The 16,343-nt window shown below is 69.3% G+C and carries 15 protein-coding genes and 1 tRNA gene; 8 read left to right on the top strand and 8 right to left on the bottom strand.

Annotation, left to right across the window (positions count from 1 at the left end; genetic code table 11):
- Nucleotides 1-28 precede the first annotated feature (28 nt).
- Together gatB and ACO06I_RS05890 are read left to right on the top strand one after the other, a co-directional pair.
- Nucleotides 29-1,525, top strand: a complete 1,497-nt coding sequence (gene gatB / locus ACO06I_RS05895) for an Asp-tRNA(Asn)/Glu-tRNA(Gln) amidotransferase subunit GatB (RefSeq protein ID WP_421931658.1) — start codon at nt 29-31, stop codon at nt 1,523-1,525.
- Nucleotides 1,525-2,448, top strand: coding sequence for a phytanoyl-CoA dioxygenase family protein (locus ACO06I_RS05890; RefSeq protein ID WP_421931657.1), 924 nt, complete (start codon nt 1,525-1,527; stop codon nt 2,446-2,448). The genes gatB and ACO06I_RS05890 overlap by 1 nt, the downstream gene beginning before the upstream one ends.
- A 56-nt stretch (nt 2,449-2,504) precedes the next feature.
- Here ACO06I_RS05890 and ACO06I_RS05885 read toward each other — a convergent pair whose 3' ends face one another.
- Nucleotides 2,505-2,936 (bottom strand): RcnB family protein, encoded by a 432-nt coding sequence (locus tag ACO06I_RS05885; RefSeq protein ID WP_421931656.1) that lies wholly within the window; start codon nt 2,934-2,936, stop codon nt 2,505-2,507.
- A 158-nt stretch (nt 2,937-3,094) separates the two neighbouring features.
- Entirely contained in the window at nt 3,095-3,580 is a 486-nt protein-coding gene (locus ACO06I_RS05880) for a hypothetical protein (protein WP_421931655.1), read from the bottom strand.
- Between the two features lie 345 nt (nt 3,581-3,925).
- On the opposite strand from ACO06I_RS05880, the gene ACO06I_RS05875 reads away from it, so the two are divergent.
- Entirely contained in the window at nt 3,926-4,195 is a 270-nt protein-coding gene (locus ACO06I_RS05875) for a sel1 repeat family protein (RefSeq protein ID WP_304697417.1), read from the top strand.
- 59 nt (nt 4,196-4,254) lie between these two features.
- Here ACO06I_RS05875 and ACO06I_RS05870 read toward each other — a convergent pair whose 3' ends face one another.
- Complete coding sequence (locus ACO06I_RS05870) at nt 4,255-5,046, bottom strand: polysaccharide biosynthesis/export family protein (RefSeq protein WP_421931654.1); 792 nt, start codon at nt 5,044-5,046, stop codon at nt 4,255-4,257.
- Between the two features lie 168 nt (nt 5,047-5,214).
- Between ACO06I_RS05870 and ACO06I_RS05865 the strand changes: the two genes are divergently transcribed.
- The 3 genes from ACO06I_RS05865 (at nt 5,215) to ACO06I_RS05855 (ending at nt 8,684) form a co-directional block, all read left to right on the top strand.
- Nucleotides 5,215-6,636 (top strand): GumC family protein, encoded by a 1,422-nt coding sequence (locus ACO06I_RS05865; RefSeq protein WP_421931653.1) that lies wholly within the window; start codon nt 5,215-5,217, stop codon nt 6,634-6,636.
- 81 nt (nt 6,637-6,717) lie between these two features.
- A complete protein-coding gene (locus ACO06I_RS05860; RefSeq protein ID WP_421931652.1) occupies nt 6,718-7,419 on the top strand; it encodes a sugar kinase in 702 nt (233 codons plus the stop codon).
- Nucleotides 7,416-8,684 (top strand): O-antigen ligase family protein, encoded by a 1,269-nt coding sequence (locus ACO06I_RS05855; RefSeq protein WP_421931651.1) that lies wholly within the window; start codon nt 7,416-7,418, stop codon nt 8,682-8,684. The genes ACO06I_RS05860 and ACO06I_RS05855 overlap by 4 nt, the downstream gene beginning before the upstream one ends.
- Here ACO06I_RS05855 and ACO06I_RS05850 read toward each other — a convergent pair.
- From ACO06I_RS05850 to ACO06I_RS05835, 4 genes are all read right to left on the bottom strand, one after another.
- Nucleotides 8,681-9,445 (bottom strand): polysaccharide deacetylase family protein, encoded by a 765-nt coding sequence (locus ACO06I_RS05850; protein ID WP_421931650.1) that lies wholly within the window; start codon nt 9,443-9,445, stop codon nt 8,681-8,683. The two genes, ACO06I_RS05855 and ACO06I_RS05850, sit on opposite strands and share 4 nt — an antisense overlap.
- Complete coding sequence (locus ACO06I_RS05845) at nt 9,445-10,371, bottom strand: glycosyltransferase family 2 protein (protein ID WP_421931649.1); 927 nt, start codon at nt 10,369-10,371, stop codon at nt 9,445-9,447. The genes ACO06I_RS05850 and ACO06I_RS05845 overlap by 1 nt, the downstream gene beginning before the upstream one ends.
- On the bottom strand, nt 10,368-11,813 hold the full coding sequence (locus ACO06I_RS05840; protein ID WP_421931648.1) for a lipopolysaccharide biosynthesis protein: 1,446 nt from the start codon (nt 11,811-11,813) through the stop codon (nt 10,368-10,370). The genes ACO06I_RS05845 and ACO06I_RS05840 overlap by 4 nt, the downstream gene beginning before the upstream one ends.
- 95 nt (nt 11,814-11,908) lie before the next feature.
- Nucleotides 11,909-13,453, bottom strand: coding sequence for an exopolysaccharide biosynthesis polyprenyl glycosylphosphotransferase (locus ACO06I_RS05835; protein ID WP_421931647.1), 1,545 nt, complete (start codon nt 13,451-13,453; stop codon nt 11,909-11,911).
- A gap of 175 nt (nt 13,454-13,628) precedes the next feature.
- On the opposite strand from ACO06I_RS05835, the gene ACO06I_RS05830 reads away from it, so the two are divergent.
- Nucleotides 13,629-13,718, top strand: a tRNA-Ser gene (locus tag ACO06I_RS05830).
- A 12-nt stretch (nt 13,719-13,730) separates the two neighbouring features.
- On the opposite strand, the gene ACO06I_RS05825 is transcribed toward ACO06I_RS05830, so the two are convergent.
- On the bottom strand, nt 13,731-15,350 hold the full coding sequence (locus ACO06I_RS05825; protein ID WP_421931646.1) for a peptide ABC transporter substrate-binding protein: 1,620 nt from the start codon (nt 15,348-15,350) through the stop codon (nt 13,731-13,733).
- Nucleotides 15,351-15,478: 128 nt separating this feature from the next.
- Between ACO06I_RS05825 and ACO06I_RS05820 the strand changes: the two genes are divergently transcribed.
- A complete protein-coding gene (locus ACO06I_RS05820) occupies nt 15,479-16,342 on the top strand; it encodes an alpha/beta fold hydrolase (protein ID WP_421931645.1) in 864 nt (287 codons plus the stop codon).
- The last annotated feature ends 1 nt before the right edge of the window (nt 16,343 follow it).

Genomic DNA, 16,343 nt, shown 5'->3' with positions numbered 1-16,343 from the left:
GGCGCGCGGCCCGGTTTAGGAAAGCGGCATGACTGACACCTCCAAAGTGATCCAGGGCCGTACCGGTCCGTGGGAAATGGTTCTCGGCCTGGAGATTCACGCCCAGGTGGCCTCCAAGGCCAAGCTGTTCTCGGGCGCGGCCGTGGGCTTCGGCGCGGGCCCCAATGAGCAGGTCAGCCTGGTGGACGCCGCCATGCCGGGCATGCTGCCGGTGATCAACCGCTACTGCGTCGAGCAGGCCGTGCGCACCGGCCTTGGCCTCAAGGCTCAGATCAACCTGCGCTCCAGCTTCGACCGCAAGAACTACTTCTATCCCGACCTGCCCCAGGGCTATCAGATCAGCCAGTTCAAGGACCCGGTCGTGGGGGAGGGCGAGGTCATCGTCGAGCATGACGACGGCTCCACCTTCACCGTGCGCATCGAGCGTCTGCACCTGGAGCAGGACGCCGGGAAGTCGCTGCACGACCAGGATCCCAACGCCACCTATGTCGACCTGAACCGCGCCGGCACCGCCTTGATGGAGATCGTCTCCAAGCCCGACATGCGCTCGGCCGCCGAGGCCGCGGCCTATGTGAAGAAGGTCCGCACCATCCTGGTCTATCTGGGCACCTGCGACGGCGACATGGAGAAGGGCAACCTGCGCGCCGACGTCAACGTCTCGGTCTGCCGCCCAGGCGCCTACGAGAAGTTCCGCGAGACCGGCGACTTCAGCCACCTGGGCACGCGCTGCGAGATCAAGAACGTCAACTCCTACCGCTATATCCAGCAGGCCATCGAGTACGAGGCCCGCCGCCAGATCGAGATCATCGAGGACGGCGGCAAGATCGATCAGGAAACCCGGCTGTTCGATCCCACCAAGCTCGAGACCCGCTCCATGCGGTCCAAGGAAGAGGCGCACGACTACCGCTACTTCCCCGATCCCGACCTGCTGCCCCTGGTCCTCGATCCGGCCTGGGTGAAGAAGATCCAGGACTCGCTGCCCGAACTGCCCGACGCCAAGAAGGCGCGGTTGCAGTCGCAGTACGGCCTGTCGGCCTATGACGCCGGGGTGCTGATCACCGAGCAGGCCCGGGCCGACTTCTTCGAGGAAGCCGCCAAGGGCCGCGACGCCAAGCTGACCTCCAACTGGGTGACCAACGAGCTGGCCGCCCGGCTGACCGCGGCCGGCCAGGACATCGGCGACAGTCCATTGAAGCCCGCCGACATCGCCGAGCTGGTGGCCCTGATCGAGGAGCGCGTCATCTCCTCCAAGATCGCCAAGGACGTCTTCGACCGCATGTGGGCGGGCGAGGGCGGCGCGCGCGCCATCGTCGAGAAGCAGGGTCTGCAACAGGTCTCCGACACCGGCGCCCTGGAGGCCATGATCGACAAGCTGATCGCCGCCAATCCGGGCCAGGCGGCCGCGGTGAAGGACAAGCCCCAGGCCATCGGCTGGTTCGTCGGCCAGCTGATGAAGGAGACCGGCGGCAAGGCCAATCCCGGCACGGTCAACCTACTCCTGAAAGCCAAGCTCGGGATCGGCTGATGTTCGGCTTCGGCGAGAAGCGGCCTTCCCTGAAGGCGCTCTGGTTGGACAAGCCCGACGCCTTGGCGCGCATCGAACGCTCGCGGGTCTCCGACGAATTCAAGACCGCGGCCCGGGAGCTGAGCACCGATGGCTTCACCATCCTGCGGGGCGTGGTGGACGGCGATCTCTGCGCCAAGGTGATCGACGACTACTACCGCTACGCCCGCGAGAACGCCGACTATGTCGCCCAGAATCTCGACGAGATGGGGCGTGAGAAGCGGCTGGTGAACTTCCACCTGTGGTCGGAGGCCGAGCTGGCGGTGGTCGCCAACGCCAAGGTCATGCGGCTGCTGGACTATCTCTTCGACGAGAAGGCCTGCGTCTACACCACCCTGACCTTCAAGTACGGCACCCAGCAGCCCCTGCACCGCGACACCCCGCACTTCGCCACCTGGCCGGAGAGCCGCTTCTTCGGGGTCTGGACGGCGCTGGAGGACGTCAGCGCCGAGGCCGGGCCGCTGATGTACGTCAAGGGCGGGCAGCGCTTCGTCATGGAGCACCACCGCGACATCATGCGTCGGGTGCAGCGCGACCGGCCCGACCTCGGCCCGCAGGATCAGCTCACCCTGGCGCTCGACCTCTATAATGGCCAGGTGATCCAGGACAGCCCGAGCGCCGGCGAGGTGGTGACCGCCCCGATCAAGCGCGGCGACGTGGCCATCTGGCACCCGCAACTGCCGCATGGCGGCTCGCCCGCCGTCGACCAGATGCGCTCGCGCTGGAGCGTGGTGGCCCACTGCGCGCCCGAGGCGGTGCAGCTCTACATGATGGACACCTTCTTCCATCACGACGGTCCCGAGCCGCCGCCCCGGCGCTATGGCTTCCTGCGCAAGGCCCACGGCCGGCGCATCGCCGACTCCGGCGCCACGGCCTACATGTAGCCCACGAAAAAGGCCCCGGGGCGCGAACTCCGGGGCCTCTCGGCTGAGCCATCGCCCTAGTTGTTGCTGATGATCTCGAAGATGATCCCGGTGGCGATCGCCGCCAGGACATAGTCGTTGCCGGTGCGGTACCAGGCATAGCCACGCGGCGGCTGACGCAGGCGGTAGCGCCCGTAGTCATAGACCGGGTAGCTCCGGTAGTAGGCGGGCAGGGCCGCGCCGCGGCGCCACTGGGCGTATCCGGGACGGTAGTAGGGGTTGCCGTAATAGGCGGCCGGCGGCGGACCGTAGGTCCAGCGGCCTCCCGCATAGTAGCCGTTGTAGCGGCCGCGATCCCAGTCGCGACGGTCGTGACGATGGTCCCGGCGGTCATACCGGTCGTCGTAGCGATCGCGATGATAGGACTGCGCCTGGGCGGCGGTGGCCGTGGCGGCCATGGGGCCGGCGACGGCCGCCACGGCGGCCAGGCTCAAGATCAGACGTTTCATATCCACGCCTCCTTCACCACGCCCGGATGGGCGAGCATCCCTCGTGCGTCACGGTGGCGGATTCCGCCTGAACCGCGCCTGAACGCTGGGCATGGGGAAACGCCGGACCCCGGGCGAAGGCTCCAAACGGGAGCGCCCGGGGAGCTGTCCTGCGTCCCTCAGGGGAAGGTGACGATCCGGAGAACCTCGCCGGTGGAGGTGCTGGCCAGGATGTATTCGTTGCCGACCCGGTACCAGGCGTAGCCGCGTTTGCGGGCCAGGCGGTTGTCGGTGACCATGTAGCCGCGGAAGTAGGGCGGCAGCAGCAGGCCCGGGCGCCAGACGCTGCGGCCCGGCTCGTACTGCTCGAAATAGCCCATGTTGTTCTGACCGCCGGCGGGGGGCGCGTAGTAGGTCGCTCCGGCCGGGGGCGGCGGCGCATAGGCCTGGCGGTCGTCCTGATAACCGCCGCTCCGGCGCTCCTCGTAGGAATAATAGTGATCCCGGCGCGCGTCATAGTCGTAGCAGTCGCAGCGCTCCTCGCGCCTCTGGCTGGAATAGCCGGCGTGGGGATCCCAGGACTGCGCCTGGGCGCCGGTGGCCGCCAGGGCGAAGCCGCCGAAAATCGCCGCCAGGGCGGTCATGCTCAGGATGGTGTGCTTCACTCAGATCTCTCCAGCCGCAGGATCGCTCTCTCCAACCGCAGCCGAGAGATGTGGCTCAAGACCTACTCAATCCAAGCTTGGCCGTCTGCCAGTCTCGCGTGTGGCGGGAGCGCCCGATCGCCGTCGGCGTTAACCAGACGCCCGGCGAAAGAACCCATTTTGGGTTTGCATTCGGCGCGGAGGTTTGCGTGCAGTAACGCCCGCGAATGCTGATTTGGCCTGCGGCTGAACACCGCAGTCCTTGAGTTTAACCATATGTTCAGTGGCTATCGACTTCTCTGATCCCACGACGGTCGGAGACGCGCGCCAGAACGGGGCCTGCCGACCACAGAGGGAAACGAAGTCATGCTTACGAGCGTGGAATCGGAGGGCGGCCTCCCGCTGCCAGGCGCCGATGCCTCCGGGGACGAACTGTTCCGCATGGGTCTGCTGTACTCGACGGGACAGGGCGGCGCGCCGCTGGACTATGTCTCGGCTCACATGCTGTTCAACCTGGCCGCCATGCGCGGCTCGATGGAAGCCAAGATCTACCGCAAGGAACTGAGCCAGGAGATGGCCTCCGACGAGGTCGCCGAAGCCCAGCGCCAGGCGCGAGAATGGCTGGCCCACGGCTGATCGGCCGGATCGGAGCTTGATCCCACGGCGCCGGCGTTCGCTGGCGTCGCCGTCCGCGGCTATTGTCCCGCGGCCTGGGCGCCCAGGGCGTAGCTGAATCCGAACTGGATCGGCGACAGGTCGCGGAAGTACTGCTGGACGAACAGGGCCGCGTTGGCCACGCCGCTGCGCGGCACATAGACGATGTCGAACCGGCGCAGGGGCACGAGGTCCGCGGCCGGATTCTTCAGGCCCTTCCCCAATTTCACCGTCCGCATCATGCCGCGCCCGTCCGGGCCGCGCCGCAGGATGATCACCTTGTCGCGGTCGCCGCTGGGCTTGAAGTCGCCGGCCTGGATGACCGCGCGCAGGGCGTCGGTGTCGCCCACCATGTCGTAGACGCCGGGGGTACCCACCTCGCCGCCCACGAACACCTTCAGCGGCGCGGCCTTCGGGGTCACGTCGACGACCGGGCGCAACAGCTGGCTGGCATAGGCCTCCGACAGGGCGCCCTGCAGTTCGGGTCCCGTGCGGTCGGCCGCCATCACCCCGCCGATCAGGGGCAGGGAGATGCGGCCGTCGGGCTGCACCGTCACCGTCTTGTTGAGTTCCGGCGCCGAGGGCAGGCTGACCTCGATCTCGTCGCCCGGATAGAAACGGTAGGGCGGCTCATAGTCGCTCCAGGTCGCGTAGGGGATGTCGCCGAAGTTCCCCTGGTCGTCGCGCTGCGCCCGCGCCGCGCGGGGCTCTGGCTCGTCGATGCGGCCCAGCAGATCCATTCGCGGCAGGCGCGGCAGGTGAGGGGCGCAGCCGCCGGCCGCGAGGCTCGCACAGGCCAGCAGGGCGGACGCGAATTTCAGGCTGGGACGCATGACCGCAAACCTTAACGAGAATGGGTAATGGAACGTTAATCGTCCCCCGCCACGGTCCCTCCGTAGGGCTAGAACAGTCGGAATCGCATGGCCGCGCCAGGGGCTTGGACAATCAGACCGCACGATCAGGCGCCGCGCCCCGACTGGGCCGCGCGGCCGCGCTACGCCGTGTCGGACTTCGCGACCCTTCTGTGGCGTGAACGCTACCTCATGGTGGCCGTCTTCGCGATCATCTTCGTCCTGGGGGCCGCCGCGGCCTTCACCATGAAGACCACCTATCCGGCCTATTCCAGCGTCCTGGTCCGGCTGGGCCAGGAATATGTCTATGAGCCGCTCTCCGGCGACGCCGGCCGCGGCGCGGTGCCCGACTCCGACCAGGTCATCCAGTCGGAAACCGAAATCCTCGGCTCAGGTCAGCTCAAGCAGCGCGTGATCGACAAGCTGGGCCTGGCCCGGATCTATCCGGTCCTGGCGGCCAAGTACGCCACCGCCGACGCCAGCGAGAAGAAGCTGATCCTGGGCCAGGCGATCCGCAGCCTGGACAGCTCCACCAAGATCGAGACGGCGCCCGACACGCCCATCATCCGCATCAGCTTCACCCACGAGAATCCCGAGACCGCCGCCCTGGTGCTCAACACCCTGCTGGAGGAGTACCTGATCTATCGCCGCTCGGTGCTCACCGACCCCACCTCGCCGGCCCTGGCCCGCCAGCGGGAGGCCTTCGCGGCCCGACTGGCTCAGGCCGACGCGGCCTATGAGGACTTCCTGAACAACAACCGCATCGGCGACTTCGCCGCCGAGAAGACCTCGCTGGGCCAGCTCCAGCAGCAGATCGAGCAGCAGAAGTACCAGACCGACACCCAGCTCCAGGACCGCATGGGCCGGTTGGCCATGCTGGAATCCCAGATGGGTCAGGTCTCGCAGGAGGTCGGCCTCTATCGCGACATCTCCAGCGCCGCCAACGACAAGCTGATGACCCTCAAGCTGCAGCGGGAGGATCTGCTGTCGCGCTACAAGAACGACGCCCGCCCGGTTCAGGAGCTCGACGCCCAGATCGCCCAGCTGGAGGCGGGCATCTCCAGCGGCCGCACCCAGGGCGAGGGCGCCCGGCGGATCGGGGTCAATCCGGTCTACCAGACCATCCAGACCGAGAAGATCCAGCTCACCGCCGAGGTGGCCGCCCTGAAGCAGTCCCAGGTGGCGCTCGCCAACCAGGTGGCCCAGCTCACCGAGCGTCGGATGCGCCTGGCCGAGCTGGAGCCGAGATTCCAGGCCCTGTCCCTGGACCGCGACGTCCTGCAGGCCAGCGTCCGCGACTTCACGGTCAAGGAGCAGCAGAGCCGAGCCGCCAGCGAGATCGCCTCCACCACCAACGACAACATCCGCATCGTCAGCCGGGCCACGCCCCCCACCAAGGGCAAGAGCCTGAAGAAGCCGGTGATCGTGCTGGCCTTCCTGTTCGCCGCCTTCACCGCCCTGTGCGCGGGCCTGCTGCGGATGTTCCTGCGGCCCGGCCTGCCCACCGCGCAGTCGGCCTCACGCACCCTGGACCTGCCGGTGCTGGCGACCGCGCCGATGAAGGTCCGGTGACCGGGGGTGGCGAACGGCCGCCGTTCGCTCGCCCAGAACTTGCGGTAGTTTGAACAGCTTGCGCGCGTATCGATTCGAGGGATGGTGGACCTGAACGCCGAGATGGCCGACCTGTGGGCGTCGCTGGGCGCGCCGGCCTCCGGTCGCGCGCGCATCGTCCAGGTCGTGGCCGCGCGCCGGGGGGAGGGCACGTCCACGGTGGCGCGCGAACTCGCCTTCTTCGCCGCCAAGCGCGCCGGCCGGTCCGTCTGGCTGGTGGACCTCGATCTGCTGGCTTCGCCGCAGCACGCCGCCATCGGCGCCGAAAGCGACCGCTATGGCCCGCTCGGCGAGCCCGCCGCCGCCAGCCCCGACGGCTCGATCTTCTTCACCGTCCAGCCCGCCTCCCACGGCCCGGACGGCCAGCCCTGGCCCGACGCTCGCTATCTCTGCGCCCACCGGGTGGGATCGGCTCGCTGGTGGGTCACCCGCTTCCGCCGCGAGGGGCTGAAGGGCCGCCAGAGCGTCCACATCCTGCCCACCGGCGACTACTGGACGGCGCTGCGCAAGTACGCCGACCTGATCATCGTCGACTGCCCGTCGCCGGAGCGGTCCCAGGCCGCCCTGACCGTCGCCCCCTTCATGGACCAGACGGTCCTGGTGGTGGCCGCCGACGAAGCCGACGTGCGGGCGCCGGCCCAGCTGCGCGACGCCATCGCCGGGGCGGGCGGGACGGTGACCGGAATCTTCTTCAACCGCGCCACCGTGGCCCAGCCGGCCTTCCTGAAGGCGATCCTGCCGTGACCGTCCACGCCGCCTGGTCGGGGGCCGACGTCTCGGGGCGGCGACAGATCAGCGTCTGGGACCTGGCGATCTTCGCCGCCAGCGTCTCGATCCTGCTGATCTTCAGCGAAGGCTGGGTCTTCCCCCTGCGCGGCGACGCCAACAACACCGCCTTCGACAAGCTGATCCCGCTGGGCTACCTGCCAGCCTACGCCGCCGCCGCGCTGCTGATGGCCCTGACCCCGGTCAGCGTCGTCCGCGCGGTGATCCGTCAGCCCTTCCTGATCATCCTGATGCTGATCGTCGGGCTGTCGATCTTCTGGTCCACCGCGCCGGACATCACCGTGCGGCGGGTCGTGGCGGTCTACGCCACCACCCTGGGCGGGGTGGTCCTGGCCGCGCGCTATCGATGGGCGGAGCTGGCGGAGATCTTCGCCACGGCATTCGCCGTCCTCGTCGTCATCTCCTTCATCATGCCCCTGGCGGTCCCCTCCATCGGGGTGATGCACGAGCTGTTCCCCGGAGCCTGGCGCGGGGTCTGGGCCGACAAGAACGCCATGGGGGGCATCATGTCCCTGGGCTTCGCCATCCTGGCGGCGGCGGCCATGCTCAATCCCCAGCGGGCCAAGATCTGGTGGCCCTTCGCGGCCCTGGCCGTCCTGCTGGTGATCATGTCCACCTCAAAGACCTCCCTGGTCACGGTGATGATGGCTCTGGGCGGGCTGATGTTCGTCGGCCTGGCGCGGCGCAGTCCCGCCGCCGGGGTGGCGACAAGCTGGCTCGCCGTCCTCGGGATCGTCATGGTGGCCAGCGTGGCGATCTTCGCCGCCGACCTGTTCTTCGACCTGCTGGGTAAGGACGCCACCCTTACCGGACGGACCGAGATCTGGGACGCCGCCATCCACCAGATCGAGAAGCGGCCCTGGACCGGTTACGGCTACAGCGCAGTCTGGGACGACACCAGCCGCTGGGGGCCGCTGCCCAAGATCGTCAAGGAGGCCGGCTGGAAGCCGCACCACTCCCACAACACCTGGATCGAGCAGTGGCTGGGCCTGGGGGTCTTCGGCCTGGCCGCCTGGGGCCTGTGCTTCCTGCAGACCATGGTCCTGGCCGTGGTCTCGGTGTTCCGGGACAAGGGCGCCTACCTGGCCCTGCCGTTCCTGCTGGTCTACGGCCTGACCTCGCTCACCGAGAGCGTGGCGGTGAACTACAACGATTTCCGCTGGGTGATCTTCGTGGCCCTGGCGGTGAAGCTCTGCTGGCCCGACCGCGAGGTCACGACCTAAAGACCCAGGCGACGCGCGCCTTCGCGAACCGTCACCACCTCGAAGCCGTCGGCCACCGCCCGGTCGATCAGCCGGGCCAGGACCTCAGGCGTGCAGCCCCACGGTGAGGGGTCTGGCCGGACGTCGTGCGTGTAGAGGATCAACCAGGCGGTCCTGGCCTTGGCCTCGTCCAGCCAGCGGCGGGCGACGATCTCGCCCTCGGGACCTTCGATGCCGACAGCCGGGGCCTGGTTGAGGTCGCAGCCCTTCTCGACCAGGCCGTGATGCAGGGCGCGCAGGGTGGAGAACCGCCTGGCGAGCGTCTGCTTGGGACCGCCGGCGACATCGCCATAGGGATAGGCGAAGCTTACCAGGTCCTCGAGGCCCCACTCGGCCATCGCCTGGGCGTTGCGGTCCACGTCGGCCAGGGCCGCGGGGCCGGTGGCCTGACCGCAGTCGAGATGGGAATAGGTGTGGCAGGCGATCTCGTGGCCCGCCTTGGCCAGGCGGCGATAGTCCACAGCCTCCGCGCAGACCCCCATGGGGGCCTCGGTCCCGGCCAGGCCGGCGGAGACGTAATAGGTCCCGGCCAGGCCGCGGGTTTCCAGCAGGGCCGCGCCGGCCACCGCGGCGGTCAGGGGGGCGTCGTCGAAGGTGAAGGAGACCATGGGCCGCTCCGGCGCCTTGGCCAGGGGGCGGCGATGCACCAGGCGCACCAGACGGCGGCGCAGCTTGCCCTTGAGCGAACGGTCGGCGGAATAGGCCTCGGCATAGGTCGCCATCAGACCGCCTCGGCGTAGAGGGCGGCGCGATAGAGGCGCAGGGCGAAGGCGCGGGTCTTCAGCGGCGGTCCCTCCGTCAGGGCATAGGCCTTCAGCATCGGCCGCCACAGGCTGCGCAGCGGCGCGCGCTTCAGCACCCGGGCGACCTTGTAGCTGGGATAGCGGCTGATGACGGCGTGATGGGTGGCCACGATGCGCGCGAAGTTGCCGGTGGATTGCTCGTACTTGTCGGCGAGCGTCCTGGCGGTGTCGAGGCCCAGGTGGGTGGCGGTGTTCTCGACGTGCAGGATCGGCCAGCGGCGGGCCACCCGCATGCCCCATTCCACATCCTCCCAGCCCCAGCCGGCGAAACCTTCGTCGAAGGATTCCGAGGCGAAGACGTCGGCGCGGACCAGCAGGTTGGAGGTGAAGATCTTCTCCGGGGTCAGGGCCCGCTCGGCGGCCGGCAGGCAGTCGGAGTGGCCCGCCATGGCGCGGTGCAGGGCGTGGTCGGTCCGCGGCGGCGCCTGGTCCAGGGAGAAGCCGCCAAAGGCCACCGCCGGGTTCTCCCGGGCGATCAGGTCCAGCCAGGCGGCGATGAAATCGGGGGAGTCCGGCAGCATGTCGCTGTCCAGGAACAGGAAATGGCCGGCCCGGGCGTGGACCACCAGGCGGTTGCGCCCCTTGGATCGGCCCTCATTGGCCGCCAGTCGGGCGAAGCGGGCGGGCAGGGGGAGGGCCGCGATGGCGGCCTCGACCCGAGCGGCCAGCGCCGGGTCGCCGGAGCCGTCGTCCAGGATCACCACCTCGGCGTCGCCGGTCTCGCGGGCCAGCGCCGCCAGCAGCGGGGTGGGATCGTCCCCCTTGAACGGGATGAGGATGGACAGCGCCGGGCGGCCCTTGGCCCACAGCGGGTTGTCGAACAGGCTCTCGGCTTGCGGGGTCATGTGGCGCTCCGGGCGCGGAAGGTGCGGAAGGCCTCGCGGCCCCGGCTGCGCAGGGCGCCGGCGTCCAGCAGGGCCACCACCAGGCCATAGATCAGGGCGCCGGCGATGGCCTTCAGCGCCAGTTCCGGCAGGCCGCCCAGGGCCGGGATGCGGCTGACCGCGAGCGCCATCAGCAGGCTCGCGCCGCCCGCCTGGGCCAGGGTCAGCCAGGGGATCGGCAGGGCCAGGGTCCGGCGTCCCAGCAGGACGGACGCCGCCAGGCCGAGAGCGTAGCTGGCGGGCGTCGCCCACAGGGCGCCGTCGAGGCCGAAGCGGGGGATCAGGATCAGGTTCAGGACCACATTGGCCCCCGCGGGCACGATCATGGCGATCAGGAGGAAGCTGGTCCGCCGTCCCAGGGTGAAGGCCTGGTGGAAGTAGTAGGTGGTCAGGCCCGCCAGCAGGCCGCTGAGCGCGATCCACGGGGTGACGTGCGCCGCGCCGGTGCTGAGGGTCTCACCGATCATCAACTGCGACAGAGGGGCGGCCACCAGGGCCAGGCCGGTGGCCGCGGGGACGGTGAGCAGGATCATCAGCTGGGCCTGTTCGCGGGCGGCCTTGGCCAGGGCGTCGCGGCCGCCGCGCTCCAGGGCCATGATCAGGGCCGGACCACCGGCGGCGCCCAGCCAGATGAAGACCACGTCCAGGGTGCGGTTCGCCAGGCTGTAGCCCGCGTGATAGACGCCCACCGCCGCCTGATCGAGGAAGGCGGCCAGCAGGAAGCGGTCGGTGGTGGCCAGCACCAGGGCCAGGATGAGGGACAGGGCGACGGGCGCGCCGTAGGCGGCGTGCTCCCGGGCCCGGTGAGCGGCGAAGGCGCCGGGCTTGGCGCGGGCGAACTCGCCGGGCAGGAACCATAGGGTGCACAGGGCCGCGGCCAGGCCGTAGCCCATCATCGGCGCGGCCCCGCCGAACCCGGCCCAGGCCAGACCCGCCCCGAGGATGAAGCCGCCGAGGGTCTGGGCGATGTCGAGACTGGCGGCCCCGGCCACCTCGCCCGCGGCGCGGCGGCGCTCCTGGGCCAGCTTGGCGAAGGTGCGGAAGGGGACGGCGGCCAGGCCCGCCAGCACCGCGACGCGCAGGCCGGGCGTCATGGGCCACAGGACGGTCAGCCCGGCCGCGACGGGGACCAGGGCGATCAGCAAGAGCCAGGTGCGATAGACGGTGGCGGCATGGTCGGCCCCGCCGTTGCGCTCGGCCTCGCGGGCCCAGAACCGCGCCATCGCCGCCTCGTTCCAGGTGAAGACGGCGGTATGGGTCAGGGTCATGACCGAGAAGCCCAGGGCGTAGTCGCCGAACTGGGCCGGGGTCAGCAGGCGGGTGAAGGCCACGATGGTGAGCAGGCCCACGACACCCTGCACGATATTGACGGGCAGATAGCCGACCACCCCTCGCCAGAACATCGTCGCAGCCTCTTCGAAACGCCGGCGAGCGGGCCGCCGGGATTGAGGCTCAGCTTGCCCCACAAGGCGGTTTCAAACGGTTAAGGCCGTGGGCCTCAGCGGATGTTCTCGCGGTCGCCCAGCAGGCAGGGCAGGGTCATGGCGATGATGTAGAGGTCGAGCAGGAAGGACTGCCGCTCGATGTACTCCACGTCCAGGGCCACCCGGCGCTTGACCAGTTCCGGGGTGTCCACCGGGCCCCGCGAGCCGTGGATGGCGGCCCAGCCGGTCATGCCGGGCTTCATCCGGTGGCGATGGGCGTATTCGGCCACCAGGCGGGCCGATTCCACGTCGCCGGTCATCATCCCCACCGGATGAGGCCGGGGCCCCACCAGGGACATCTCGCCGGCCAGCACGTTGAAGATCTGCGGCAGCTCGTCCAGGGAGGTCTTGCGGATGAAGCGGCCGACCCGCGTGACGCGGTCGTCATCGGCCTGGGTCTGGCGCACCTTGGTCTGGGGCGTGGCCTGGACCTGCATGGAGCGGAACTTCCACACCACGATCTCTTCGTTGTTGAAGCCGTGGCGGCGCTGGCGGAACAGGGCGGGGCCGGGACTGTCCAGCTTGATGGCGAGCGCCACCAGGCCCATGACCGGGGCGGCCACCACCAGGGCCAGGGATCCGACCACAAGGTCTTGAATACGTTTGACGATCACCCGGCGGTCGTCCAGCGGCGCGCCGGAGATGTGGGCCAGGGGGACGTCGGCGATGCGGCTGATGGCGGCGGCCTCGTGGGCGGCGTCCTCGCCGTCCAGCAGCAGGGTGACCTCGTTGGGCAGGACCCGCAGCCGCTCGATCACCTGGCCGACCCGGGCGCGGGCCTGGGAGGGGACCGTGATCACGATGCGGTCGACATAGGGCATGATGCGGTGGGCCAGCAGGGCGTTGGTGTCGCCGAGCACGGGGACGCCGCGGATGCCGGCGGGGCTGCGGGCGGCGCGATCGTCGAACACCCCCAGGATATTGGCCTCGCGGCTCAGCAGGGTGGCGACGATCAGGCGCTCGGCCGCGCCGGTCGCCCCGACCACGACGATATTGGGGGTCAGCCGGCCGCTGGCCCGCCAGCGCCGCACGCAGAGCCACCAGACGATGTGCAGGCCGTAGGTGGCCGCGAAGGCCAGCGGGCCCCAGATGACCATGGCCTGGCCGAGGGCGGCCAGGGACACGAAGGGGATCAGGGCGACGAAGGCCGCGCCGGCCCCGACCGCGAAGGCCCCGCTGAGCCGCGCCAGGTGGTAGGCCAGGCCCTCGCGGCGGCCGAAGCCGTAGGCGCGGAAGATCGAGAGGGCGAGGAGCACGGCCAGGACGCCGGCGCAGGTCACCGAGAGGCCCGCGGCGCCGATCGCGCCCAGGCCATGGGCCGCGAAGCCGGCGAGGACCAGGACGGCCGCGTCGCCGCCCTGGAACATGCGGGCCACCACGCGGCCCTGCAGGCGGGCGCGGGTCGGGATCAGGGCCTTGGGACGGAATGGACCGCGGCGGTCGGTGGAGTCCTCCGACTCGGCGGCCGGCAGGGCCGGCGCTTCGACGGCGCGCGCGGGTTCAGCCTCGAGCTCGGCCTCGGGCCGGGCCTTGCGCTGGAACTGGACGATCGAAGCCATTGAGCGAGAGCCACGCACACAGAATTGGGTCGCTGCAATGTGACGCAGGGGTCTGATCGTCGGGTTAACGAGGCGGCAGGTTCGTTGAAAGCCAAGGGATTCGGGGGGCGCGCGCGGAAAGCGAGCGACTCGATTGCCAGCCGCTTTCGAAACCGCTATCCGTCCCGGCCTTGATGGTGACGTGGCCGAGTGGCTTAAGGCAACGGTTTGCTAAATCGTCATACGTGAAAGCGTATCCAGGGTTCGAATCCCTGCGTCACCGCCAAGACCTTCCCCCTCATTTCTTCACGCACAGCCACCGGGCGCGGTGGAAGTTGGAGACGTTGTCCACCCAGCCGGTGACCTTCGGGCTCACCAGGTTGCGGTTCACGACGTAGTAGATCGGCGCGATGGCGTCCTCGCTCAGCATCATCTGTTCGGCCCGTTGCAGGATGGCGGCGCGCTTGACCCCGTCCGGCTCGCGGTCGGCGGCGTTGAGCAGGGCGTCATAGGCGGGGTTCTTGTAGTCGCCGTAGTTCTGGCCGCCGGTGTCGGACTTCATCAGGGCCAGGAAGGTCACGGGATCGTTGAAGTCGGCGAACCAGCTCATCGCGCCGATCCCGAAATCGCGGTTGCGGTAGGCGGCGAAGGCGATCTGGCTCTCGTTCTGCACGATCCGGGCGTCGACCCCGATGGCGGCCCAGTCGGCCTGGACGGCGCTGGCCAGCAGGATGGTGTCGGGGCTGTTGCCGATCTTCAGCTCGAAGCCGAGCTTGTGGTCGGGGCCGTATCCGGCGGCGGCCAGCAGCTTCCGGGCCTCGGCCTGCCGTTCGGCCAGGGGCCTGCCCGCCCAGACGGTCTTTGCGCCTTGGGCGTAGTTGGCGGTGCCCGGCGGAACGAAGGCGTAGGCCGGAATCTGACCCGCTCGCAGCAGCTTCTGGGTGATGAAGTCGCGGTCGATCGCCTCCGACAGGGCCCGGCGGACCCGCGGGTCGCGGAAGGCTGCGATCTCGCGGGTGTTGAAGGAGAGATAGGCGGTGGCCAGGGAATTCTTGGCCCGCACCACGTCGGGCATCCGCTCCTTCAGCCGCACGAAGCGGTTGGATTGGAACGAGGTGTTCACGTCCAGCTCGCCCCGCTCGATCCGCCGTTCAGCCATCACGGAGTCTGGGGTGGGGAAGTAGTCGATGCGGTCCACGCAGACGTTCTTGGCGTCGTAGAAATAGGGGTTCTTCACCACCTCGATGTGGTCTCCCAGCTTCCAGCTCACCAGCTTGTAGGGGCCGTTGCTGACATAACGGCCGGGCTTGACCCAGGCGTCGCCCCATTTTTCCACCGCGTGTTTGGGCACCGGGAAGAAGCTCTGGTGCTTCAGCAGTTCCGGCAGATAGGGGGCAGGGTGCTCCAGGGTCAGTTCCAGGGTGCGGGGATCGATGGCGCGCGCGCCGACGGCGGTCAGGGGCGCCTTGCCCTCGTTCACCGCCTGGCCGTTCTTCAGCAGGTAGACCAGGTAGGAATAGATCGAGGCGGTCTTGGGATCGAGGATGCGGCGATAGGCGAAGACAAAGTCGTCGGCGGTCACGGGAACCCCGTCCGACCACTTGGCGTCCCGCAGGTGGAAGGTCCAGACCAGGCCGTCGGGGCTGACGACCCAAGACTCCGCCATGGCCGGGATCGGCGTCCCCTCCGGCGAGTCGGTGGTGAGGCCGAAGATCAGGTCGGCGATGATGTTGAATTCGTCCACCAGATTGCTGGTCTGGGGGTCCAGCGACCCGGCCTCGCCGTTGGCGCCGTAGGCCAGGCAGACCTCGCCGGCGGGGCAGGGCGGGCGGCTGACCTTGGCCTGGCAACCGGGCAGCAGCAGGGCCGCAAGACCAAGGCCGGCGAGCAGGGCGGGGCGGAGACTCTTGAACACCATGGCCTAGTCGTCCCACCGCCCGCGCGCCCTGTCGAGACTTGGCCTCGGCCCATCGAAAAACCGCGTGCATCGCCGTCTCCGCGCGCTATGTCGGTGCCCTCGCGCCGCCAGAGCGTACGGAGGGGACCATGGGCTATTCCGAGAAGCAGTTCCGGTTCGACGGCGCCGACGGCGCCTCCATCGCGGGCTTCCGCTGGGCCGACGAGACCGTCGCGCCGCGCGCGGTCCTGCAGATCGCCCACGGCATGGGTGAACATGCCCGGCGCTACCCCGAGCCGCTGATCCCGATCATGTCCGACGGCTTCGTCCTCTATGCCGACGACCATCGCGGCCATGGCTACACCGCGCCCTCCAAGGAAGCCCTGGGCGACTTCGGCGAGAACGGCGCCGAGCTGGTGGTGGAGGACATCGCCCGCCTGACCGACCTGGCGCGCGCCGAGAACCCGGGCCTGCCGCTGGTCCTGCTGGGCCATAGCCTCGGCTCGTTCTTCGCCCAGGCCTACGCCTTCGATCACGCCGGCAAGGTCGACGGGCTGGTGCTGTCGGGCACGGCCGCCTTCGGCGACCGCACTGGCCCGGCCAAGAAGCTGGACGAGATGAACGCCGAGGGCCCGCCGCCCCGCACCCCCTACGACTGGCTGTCGCGGGACGAGGCCGAGGTGGACAAGTACATCGCCGATCCCCTGTGCGGCTTCTCCCGCCAGCCCAGCGCGGCGGAGAGCTTCGCCCGGGTCGGTGCACGCCTGCGCGATCCCGCCGAGATCGCCAAGATCCCCAAGGACCTGCCGCTCTACATCTTCGTGGGCGACAAGGACCCCATCAACCGCGACCTGGAGCTGCTGCATCCCCTGGTGAACCGCTACCGCGACGCGGGTCTCACCCGGATGGAAGTGAAGATCTACGAGGGCGGCCGCCACGAGATGCTGAACGAGACCAACCGCGACGAGGTCGTGGCCGACCTGCTGGCCTGGCTGCGCAAGACGGTGGGATAGG

Origin of the sequence: Phenylobacterium sp. (assembly GCF_965229015.1) — a bacterium.
Taxonomy (GTDB): domain Bacteria; phylum Pseudomonadota; class Alphaproteobacteria; order Caulobacterales; family Caulobacteraceae; genus Phenylobacterium.
This window is presented reverse-complemented; position numbering and strand designations above follow the sequence as displayed.

What these genes read in the sequence shown, in the direction of transcription:
- gatB (WP_421931658.1), top strand. Translation starts at nt 29, where the DNA reads ATGACTGACACCTCCAAAGTGATCCAGGGCCGTACCGGTCCGTGGGAA.
- ACO06I_RS05890 (WP_421931657.1), top strand. Translation starts at nt 1,525, where the DNA reads ATGTTCGGCTTCGGCGAGAAGCGGCCTTCCCTGAAGGCGCTCTGGTTG.
- ACO06I_RS05885 (WP_421931656.1), bottom strand. Translation starts at nt 2,936, where the DNA reads ATGAAACGTCTGATCTTGAGCCTGGCCGCCGTGGCGGCCGTCGCCGGC.
- ACO06I_RS05875 (WP_304697417.1), top strand. Translation starts at nt 3,926, where the DNA reads ATGCTTACGAGCGTGGAATCGGAGGGCGGCCTCCCGCTGCCAGGCGCC.
- ACO06I_RS05870 (WP_421931654.1), bottom strand. Translation starts at nt 5,046, where the DNA reads ATGCGTCCCAGCCTGAAATTCGCGTCCGCCCTGCTGGCCTGTGCGAGC.
- ACO06I_RS05860 (WP_421931652.1), top strand. Translation starts at nt 6,718, where the DNA reads ATGGTGGACCTGAACGCCGAGATGGCCGACCTGTGGGCGTCGCTGGGC.
- ACO06I_RS05850 (WP_421931650.1), bottom strand. Translation starts at nt 9,445, where the DNA reads ATGGCGACCTATGCCGAGGCCTATTCCGCCGACCGTTCGCTCAAGGGC.
- ACO06I_RS05845 (WP_421931649.1), bottom strand. Translation starts at nt 10,371, where the DNA reads ATGACCCCGCAAGCCGAGAGCCTGTTCGACAACCCGCTGTGGGCCAAG.
- ACO06I_RS05840 (WP_421931648.1), bottom strand. Translation starts at nt 11,813, where the DNA reads ATGTTCTGGCGAGGGGTGGTCGGCTATCTGCCCGTCAATATCGTGCAG.
- ACO06I_RS05835 (WP_421931647.1), bottom strand. Translation starts at nt 13,453, where the DNA reads ATGGCTTCGATCGTCCAGTTCCAGCGCAAGGCCCGGCCCGAGGCCGAG.
- ACO06I_RS05825 (WP_421931646.1), bottom strand. Translation starts at nt 15,350, where the DNA reads ATGGTGTTCAAGAGTCTCCGCCCCGCCCTGCTCGCCGGCCTTGGTCTT.
- ACO06I_RS05820 (WP_421931645.1), top strand. Translation starts at nt 15,479, where the DNA reads ATGGGCTATTCCGAGAAGCAGTTCCGGTTCGACGGCGCCGACGGCGCC.